General features: G+C 70.2%; 7 protein-coding genes and 1 pseudogene. All 8 read left to right on the top strand.

Going from position 1 to position 7,595, the window contains the following annotated elements:
- The first annotated feature begins 138 nt into the window (after positions 1 to 138).
- The gene (locus tag ACZ5XZ_RS28705) at positions 139 to 789 is read left to right on the top strand and encodes an HAD family hydrolase (RefSeq protein ID WP_468983031.1); all 651 of its coding nucleotides are present in this window, start codon (positions 139 to 141) and stop codon (positions 787 to 789) included.
- Positions 790 to 915: 126 nt separating this feature from the next.
- Entirely contained in the window at positions 916 to 2,178 is a 1,263-nt protein-coding gene (locus ACZ5XZ_RS28700; RefSeq protein WP_468983030.1) for an MFS transporter, read from the top strand.
- Positions 2,147 to 3,322 carry an acetoin utilization protein AcuC gene (locus tag ACZ5XZ_RS28695; protein WP_468983029.1) on the top strand — a complete coding sequence of 392 codons (1,176 nt, stop codon included), beginning with the start codon at positions 2,147 to 2,149 and terminating at the stop codon, positions 3,320 to 3,322. Before ACZ5XZ_RS28700 ends, ACZ5XZ_RS28695 begins: the two co-directional genes overlap by 32 nt.
- Before the next feature lie 566 nt (positions 3,323 to 3,888).
- Positions 3,889 to 4,704, top strand: a complete 816-nt coding sequence (locus ACZ5XZ_RS28690; protein WP_468983027.1) for a phosphatase — start codon at positions 3,889 to 3,891, stop codon at positions 4,702 to 4,704.
- A gap of 128 nt (positions 4,705 to 4,832) precedes the next feature.
- Positions 4,833 to 5,042 carry a helix-turn-helix domain-containing protein gene (locus ACZ5XZ_RS28685; RefSeq protein ID WP_014144137.1) on the top strand — a complete coding sequence of 70 codons (210 nt, stop codon included), beginning with the start codon at positions 4,833 to 4,835 and terminating at the stop codon, positions 5,040 to 5,042.
- Positions 5,043 to 5,162: 120 nt separating this feature from the next.
- On the top strand, positions 5,163 to 5,261 hold the full coding sequence (locus tag ACZ5XZ_RS28680; RefSeq protein WP_003948845.1) for a 30S ribosomal protein bS22: 99 nt from the start codon (positions 5,163 to 5,165) through the stop codon (positions 5,259 to 5,261).
- A gap of 198 nt (positions 5,262 to 5,459) precedes the next feature.
- On the top strand, positions 5,460 to 6,509 hold the full coding sequence (locus tag ACZ5XZ_RS28675; RefSeq protein ID WP_468983025.1) for an NAD-dependent epimerase/dehydratase family protein: 1,050 nt from the start codon (positions 5,460 to 5,462) through the stop codon (positions 6,507 to 6,509).
- 14 nt (positions 6,510 to 6,523) lie between these two features.
- Positions 6,524 to 7,498, top strand: a pseudogene (locus ACZ5XZ_RS28670) (lysophospholipid acyltransferase family protein); the annotation flags it as partial.
- Positions 7,499 to 7,595 lie beyond the last annotated feature (97 nt).

Here is a 7,595-nt window from a genome sequence, read left to right as displayed (position 1 = left end):
GGTACTGCAGGGGGGACCCTGTGGGAGAGTAGGACGCCGCCGAACAAATTTTGAAATAGCCTCGTTCCCCGAGTTTCGACTCGGGGAACGAGGCTATTTTGCGTTCCGGGACCGTGAGCCACACATAGAGTTCGGGATATGCGCTATGACCTGGTCATCTTTGACAACGACGGTGTGCTCGTCGACAGCGAGCCCATCTCCAACACCATCCTGGCCGGCTATCTCACCGAGCTCGGCCACCCCACGTCGTACGAGGAATCGATACGCGACTACATGGGCTCGGCGATGCACCGTATCCATGAACTCGTCAGGGAACGCACGGGGCAGCGCCTGCCGGAGGACTTCGACGAGGTCTTCCACGGCCGGGTCTTCGCGGCCTTCGAGCGTGAGTTGCAACCGGTGCCCGGTGTGACGGAGACGCTGGAGAAGCTGGCCGCGGACGGTGTTCCGTACTGCGTCGGTTCCTCGGGTAGTCATGAGCGGATCCGCAGAGGGCACCGGAAGACCGGACTGGACCGGTGGTTCGAGCCCGGGCGCGTCTTCTCCTCGCAGGATGTGGGGCGGGGGAAGCCGGCGCCGGATCTCTTTCTGCACGCGGCACGGGAGATGGGGGTGTCCCCGGAGCGGTGTGTCGTGATCGAGGACAGCCCGCTGGGGGTGCAGGCGGCGGTCGCCGCGGGGATGGACGTCTACGGGTTCACCGGAATGACCCCGGCAGAGAAGCTGACGGAGGCCGGGGTGACCGGGCTGTTCGGCCATATGGCGGAGGTTCCGGAGCTGCTGCAGTAGCGGGGAGACGTGCCTGCGGTGGCGTGGGTGTCGTAAGTGACTCGGGATCACCTGTCGGGCATACGTCGGAATTGACGGCGTGCGACATCTACCCAGGGGTAGGGGCGAGTTCTAGGCTGAGCGGCCATGACGGCCCCTCCGGCACCGACGGACCCTCTGGCACCAGGAGTGCAGCTGCGGCGCGGCCGGGTCTCGCTCGCCGTCAGCTTCCTCGTCCAGGGCGCGGTCTTCGCCCTCCTGGTGACCCGAATACCCGCGATCCAGGACCGCTACGGGATCTCGGACGGCCTGCTGCCGGCCTTCCTGGCCGCCGTGCCGGTCCTCGCGGGGGTGGGCAGTGTCGTCACCGAGCAGCTGGTGAAGCGGGTACGGCCGGGCCTGGTGCTGTGGCTGGTGCAGCCGGCGGTGTGCCTGGCGCTGCTGGCCGTCGGGGCGGTCCACTCGATGGCGCAGGCGGCGGTGGCGCTGGCGGTCTTCGGGCTGGCGGTCGGGGCGTTGGACGCCTCGATGAACATGCTCGGGGTGAGTCTGCAGCGGGCGTACGGGCGCAGCATCATGCTCGGCTTCCACGCCGCGTACAGCCTGGGCGGCATCTTGGGCGCGTCGCTGGCCTGGGCCGGAGCGCACTGGAAGCTCTCGCTCGCGCTGCTGTACGGGCCGGTGGTGGCCGCCCTGGTGCCGCTCGCGCTCGTCGCGGGCCGGTGGTTCGTGGACCGGCCACGGGACGACCAGGCGCAGGGGCAGAACCCCGGGGGGAGGGAGGGGGCCGGCTCGCCTGTGGCCATGAGGCTGCTGTTGCCGCTGTGTCTGGTGATGGCGTTCGCGTACATCGGGGACTCGACGGTCTCCAACTGGAGCGCGAAGTATCTGCAGGACGTCCTGGGGAGCTCGGAGCAGCTCGCCACCGTTCCGTACAACGTCTATATGGTCACCACGCTGCTCGGGCGGGCCGTGGGCGACCTGGGGGTGCGGCGCTTCGGGGCGGCCGCGGTGGTGCGGTGCGGGACGGTGCTCGCGGCGGGTGGCTTCGCGGTGGTGGCGGTCGCGCCGGGGGCCTGGGCGGGGATGGCGGGGTTCACGCTGCTGGGGCTCGGGCTGTGTGTGATCGTGCCGCAGACCTTTGCGGCGGCGGGGCGGTACGCCTTTGAGAAGCAGGGTGCCGGCGCTTCGGATATGGCCGTCGCGCGGCTGAACATCTTCAACTATGTCGGATTCTTGATCGGTTCTCCGCTGGTGGGTGTGCTCGGCGATGCCTGGAGCTATCGGGGGGCGATGCTCGTACCGATGGCACTGGTGCTGGTGACGCTTGTGTATGCCCGCTCGTTCGGGGGGCCGGAGGCCGGATACGGTGACCGGCATGAGCGGCCGCGCACAGCTGATGTGGGATGAGGCAGTAACGGGCTACGACTTCGGGTCCGGGCATCCGATGGACCCGGTCCGGCTCGCGCTGACCATGCGTTTGGTGGAGGCGTACGAGCTCGACCGGGGGCCGCTGGAGGTGGTCGCGGCCAAGCCTGCCGGGGACTCCACCCTGCGGCTGGTGCATCGTGAGGACTATATCGAGGCGGTCCGCCGGGCCTCGGCCGATCCTGCCGCCGCGGACCCGTCGTACGGACTGGGCACGGCGGACGATCCGGCGTTCGCGGGGATGCACGAGGCGTCGGCGCTGATCGCCGGGCAGTCGGTCGGCGCGGCGGAGGCCGTCTGGCGCGGCGACGCGGCGCATGCGGTGAACTTCGCCGGCGGGCTGCACCACGCCATGCCGGGCGGCGCGTCCGGCTTCTGCATCTACAACGACGCGTCGCTGGCGATCGCCCGGCTGCTGGAGCTGGGTGCCGAGCGGGTCGCGTACGTGGATGTGGATGTGCACCACGGCGACGGGGTGCAGGCGGCGTTCTGGGAGGACCCACGGGTCCTGACGATCTCGCTGCACGAGCATCCGCGGACGCTCTTCCCGCAGACCGGCTGGGCGGAGGAGACCGGCGGGGAGGGCGCGCAGGGCAGCGCGGCCAATGTGGCGCTGCCGGCCGGGACCGGGGACGCGGGCTGGCTGCGGGCCTTTCACGCGGTGGTGCCGGAGCTGCTGCGGGCCTTCCAGCCGCAGGTGATCGTGACGCAGCACGGGGCGGACACCCACTTCGAGGATCCGCTGGCGCATCTCGCGGTGAGCCTGGACGCGCAGCGGATGGTGGCCGAGTCGTGCCATGAGCTGGCGCACGAGCTCGCGGACGGGCGGTGGGTCGCGCTCGGCGGCGGGGGCTATGCGGTGGTGGACGTGGTGCCGCGCAGCTGGACGCATCTGACGGCGATCGCGGCGGGCCGGCCGATCGATCCCGCCTCGATGATTCCGGAGGCTTGGCGGCACGAAGTGTTCCGCCGGACGCGGCAGTTGGCGCCGCAGCGGATGACGGACGGGCGTACGCCGAGCTGGCGGGACTTCATCGACGACGGCTACGACCCGGCCGACCGGTTGGACCAGGCGGTGCTGGCGACGCGCCGGGCGGTGTTTCCGGCGCACGGGTTGCTGCCTTAGGGGTGGGGCGAACACATCCCGTAGGGGATGCGAGGGCCCCCTGCGGGGCCACAACGTGGGGGTTCCGGGGGGTATTCCCGGGGGCCGGCGCGTGCTTGAGGGGGCGGCTCGGCGAGGTGTGTGCTTTGGGCAGACGGTTCGTCAAGGTGCGTGCCTGAGGGGAAGGCAGGGCAGGGCGCGTCCTGAGTGGGCAGCTCGTCGACGCGCGTGTGTGTGCCTGAGGGAACGGCTGGTCAAGGTGTGCGCGCCTGAGGAGGCGACTCGCGGCGTGCGTGACCCAGGTGGTGGCTGGTCGAGATGCGTGCTGGAGGAGGTGGCTCGCCCGGGCCGGCGCGTTCCGAGACGGAGGGCGGGCAAGGTGCCTGTCTGAGAAGGCGGCTCGGTGGCGTTGTGCATGCCCCGGGTGGCGGTTGGTCGAGGCCAGTGCCGAGGAGGCGGCTCGTCGGAGTCGTTCGGGCGGGTTGCTCGGCGCGTACGTGCCGGGTGGATCGGTGAGATGCCACGGAGGTGTGACTACCCGTCGGTTGGGGCAACGGTAGGGCGGTCAACGGGACAGCATGGGGTCCGTGTTGGGCATCGGGGAACTTCGGGCGCATCTGATCGAGGCGCGGCTCGCGGGGACGATCGCGACCATGCGGGAGAAGAGCCTGGGGCGATACCGGCTCTTCGCGGCGCGGGATCCGAGGGTGCTGTTGGGGCTGGATCCCGAACGGGACTGGCCGCTCGGCGAAGTACTGCGACTGATGGGGCAGAAGTGCGGGGTTCCGGTCGATCCCGCGCACACTTCCGGCCCGGATGTGATCGACCCGGATCGTACGATCGCGGCCCTCGACCGCTTCGCCGACCGGATCGGTGCGGCGGCCGGCCGCCGGACACCGGTGCTGCTCGGCACCGGCCATCCGCACCGGCTGCTGGAGTTCTACGCCGCCCTGGCAGACGCTCTCTCGTCGGCGGGCTGCTCCGTACTCACCCCGGCGTATGGCTTCCGTGTCGACATAGCGACCCGGTTCGGCGTACGCACCCGTGTCCTGGACTACGTACGGGGAGTCGCGCTGATGCGAGAAACCGGCGTGCGGGGCGCGCCCGGGGTGGGGGGCGTACACACCCATTCGCCGCTGCCGGTACGGACCGCTCTGGGGGCCGCGGCGGACCTCGGAGGGCCGCTGCCGGGGCTGGTGATCGGGGACCACGGTTGGGTCTGCGGGGCAGGTCAACTGGGCATCGAGGCGATCGGGCTGGCCGATACGGACGACCCCGCGCTGTTCGTCGGGCAGGCGGAGGGACGGGTGGCCGAGGTGGTGCCCCTCGACGACGCCGCCCGGACAGCGTCCTACCGACCGCTGATCCGTTATGTACTCAATCGGGCGTATCTGTCACGTTAGGCGGCAGTTCGCTGCTCCTCTTCCCCACTCGCATCACCCGCCCCTAATCTGGGGAGTGAGCGCATAGCGACGAAGAGTCACCGGAGGGGAAGCCGGTGACCGTCTTATGCGGAAGGTGCAGGTGTGGCATGGCTGCAGACCAGAGGCCTCTGAACGAGGTCGTGTTCCTGACAGTGGCGGAAGTCGCCACGGTGATGCGAGTGTCCAAGATGACCGTGTACCGCCTGGTGCACAGCGGTCATCTGCCCGCTATTCGCGTGGGAAGGTCTTTCCGGGTTCCGGAGCAGGCCGTTCACGACTATCTCCGTGAGTCCTATGTGGGGGTGGAATCAGCCTGACGGGTCCGTCGCCGACCCTCGGATTACGCCGTTCGCCCGGCGCCGGGTAGGCTGGCCCGATGTAGGTAGTGTGGGCTCGGACGCCCCGCACCGAGTGATTCGAAGTGAGCGAGGGTAGTCGTGGGCTCTGTTATCAAGAAGCGGCGCAAGCGGATGGCCAAGAAGAAGCACCGCAAGCTGCTCAAGCGCACCCGTGTTCAGCGTCGTAACAAGAAGTAAGCGGCGCTGATCGCGATTTCGCAGCCCCCCATCGCCTCTGTGCGATGGGGGGCTGCGGTGCTTGTGGGCCGTATGGACGGTGGTCGGACGGAAATATCGCCGCGGGCATCCCGCGGTCATCACAGCGCAACACCGACCGGCTAGCGTGGTCGGCACAGCTGGGCCAGGGGAAGTCGCGGCGGGAAGGAAGGGCTGATCTTGGGCAAGGTCGTGCTCGTCACGGGAGTCGCACGGCAGCTGGGCGGCCGGTTCGTCCGCCGGATCCAGCGCGATCCCGATGTCGACCGGGTGATCGGGGTCGACGCCGTGCCACCGGAGCACCATCTGGGTGGCGCCGAATTCCTCAAGGCCGACATCCGGCATCCGGCGATCGCCAGGGTCCTGGCCGAGACGGGTGTCGACACCGTCGTCCATATGGACATCAACGGCACGCCGTTGGGCAAGCGCGGCAGCCGCGCCTCGGTGAAGGAAACCAACGTCATCGGGACGATGCAGCTGCTCGGCGCCTGTCAGAAGGCCCCGAACGTGCAGCGCCTGGTCGTCAAGTCCAGCACCAGCGTCTACGGCTCCGCGTCCCGGGATCCCGCCGTCTTCACCGAGACCACCACGCCGAAGTCGCTGCCGAGCGGTGGTTTCGCCAAGGACATCGTCGAGGTCGAGGGGTATGTACGCGGCTTCGCGCGACGCCGGCCCGATGTGGCGGTGTGCGTACTGCGCTTCGCCAACATCCTCGGGCCGTGCGCGGACTCCCCGCTCGCCGAGTACTTCTCGCTGCCCGTGCTGCCCACCGTCCTCGGCTACGACCCGCGGCTGCAGTTCGTCCACGAGAACGACGCCATCGAGGTGCTGCGGATCGCCGCCGCCGCGCCGCGCCGCGGCACCCTCAACAGCGGCACCTTCAACGTCGCCGGCGACGGCGTCCTGCTGCTGTCGCAGACCTCCCGGCGGCTGGGGCGGCCCACGCTGCCGCTGTTCCTGCCGACGGTGACCTGGGCCGGTACGGCGCTGCGGTCCATCGGCATCACGGACTTCTCGCCGGAACAGATCCGGCTGCTCACGCACGGCCGGGTCGTCGAGACGACGCAGATGCGCGAGACACTGGGCTTCCACCCGAAGTACACGACGGCGGAGACCTTCGCGGAATTCGCCCGCAGCCGCGGACCCGGGCTGCTGCCGCCCGAGTCCCTCGCCCGTACCGTCGACCGGCTCGCCGGCGTGCTGCCGGCGCCCGGCGGCCCGACCCAGTGAGGAGTTCACCCACGATGGCGGACGCCAAGGTCATTCCCTTCGGCGAGGAGCCTCGGGCGCGCAGAAAGGCCCGGCGGGCCGGGCGCGCGGGGCGCGGAACGGCGCTGGCGCCCGTCCCCGAAGCGCGGACCGAGCACCCGCCGGCGGCACCCCCGCCGCCGAGCCCGCGGACCCTGGACGAGCGGATCGCGGGCGGGCTGGCCTTCCTGCGCCGCCGGATCACCGGCGACTACGAGGTCGACGACTTCGGCTACGACGCGGAGCTGACCGACCAGGTCCTGATGTCGCTGCTGCGGCCCTTCTACGAGAAGTACTTCCGGGTCGAGGTCAAGGGCGTCGAGAACATCCCCTCCGACGGCGGGGCGCTGATCGTCGCCAACCACTCCGGAACGCTGCCGCTGGACGGGCTGATGCTCCAGGTCGCGGTGCACGACAACCACCCGGCGCAGCGGCATCTGCGGCTGCTGGCGGCCGACTTGGTGTTCGTCCTGCCGGTGATAAACGAGCTGGCGCGCAAGGCGGGGCACACCCTGGCCTGCGCGGAGGACGCGCAGCGGCTGCTGGAGCGCGGCGAGATCGTGGGCGTGATGCCGGAAGGCTTCAAGGGCATCGGCAAGCCCTTCGCGGAGCGCTACAAGCTGCAGCGCTTCGGGCGGGGCGGCTTCGTCTCGACGGCGCTGAAGGCCGGGGCGCCGATCGTGCCGTGCTCGATCGTGGGCGCGGAGGAGATCTACCCGATGATCGGGAACTCCAAGACGCTGGCGCGGGTGCTGGGGCTGCCGTACTTCCCGATCACGCCGACGTTCCCCTGGCTGGGGGCGCTGGGCGCGGTGCCGCTCCCGACGAAGTGGACGATCCAGTTCGGTGAGCCGATCCCGACGGACGGCTATCCGCCGGAGGCGGCGGACGACCCGATGCTGATGTTCAACCTGACCGACCAGGTGCGGGAAACGATTCAGCACACCCTCTACAAGCTGCTCGTGCAGCGGGGGGGGGGGGGGGGGGGGGGGGGGGGGGGGGGGGGGGGGGGGGGGGGGGGGGGGGAGGGGGGGTGGGGGGGGGGGGGGGGGGGGGGTTTTTGGGCTG

It is taken from the genome of Streptomyces sp. NPDC033270 (genome assembly GCF_055576575.1).
This window is presented reverse-complemented; position numbering and strand designations above follow the sequence as displayed.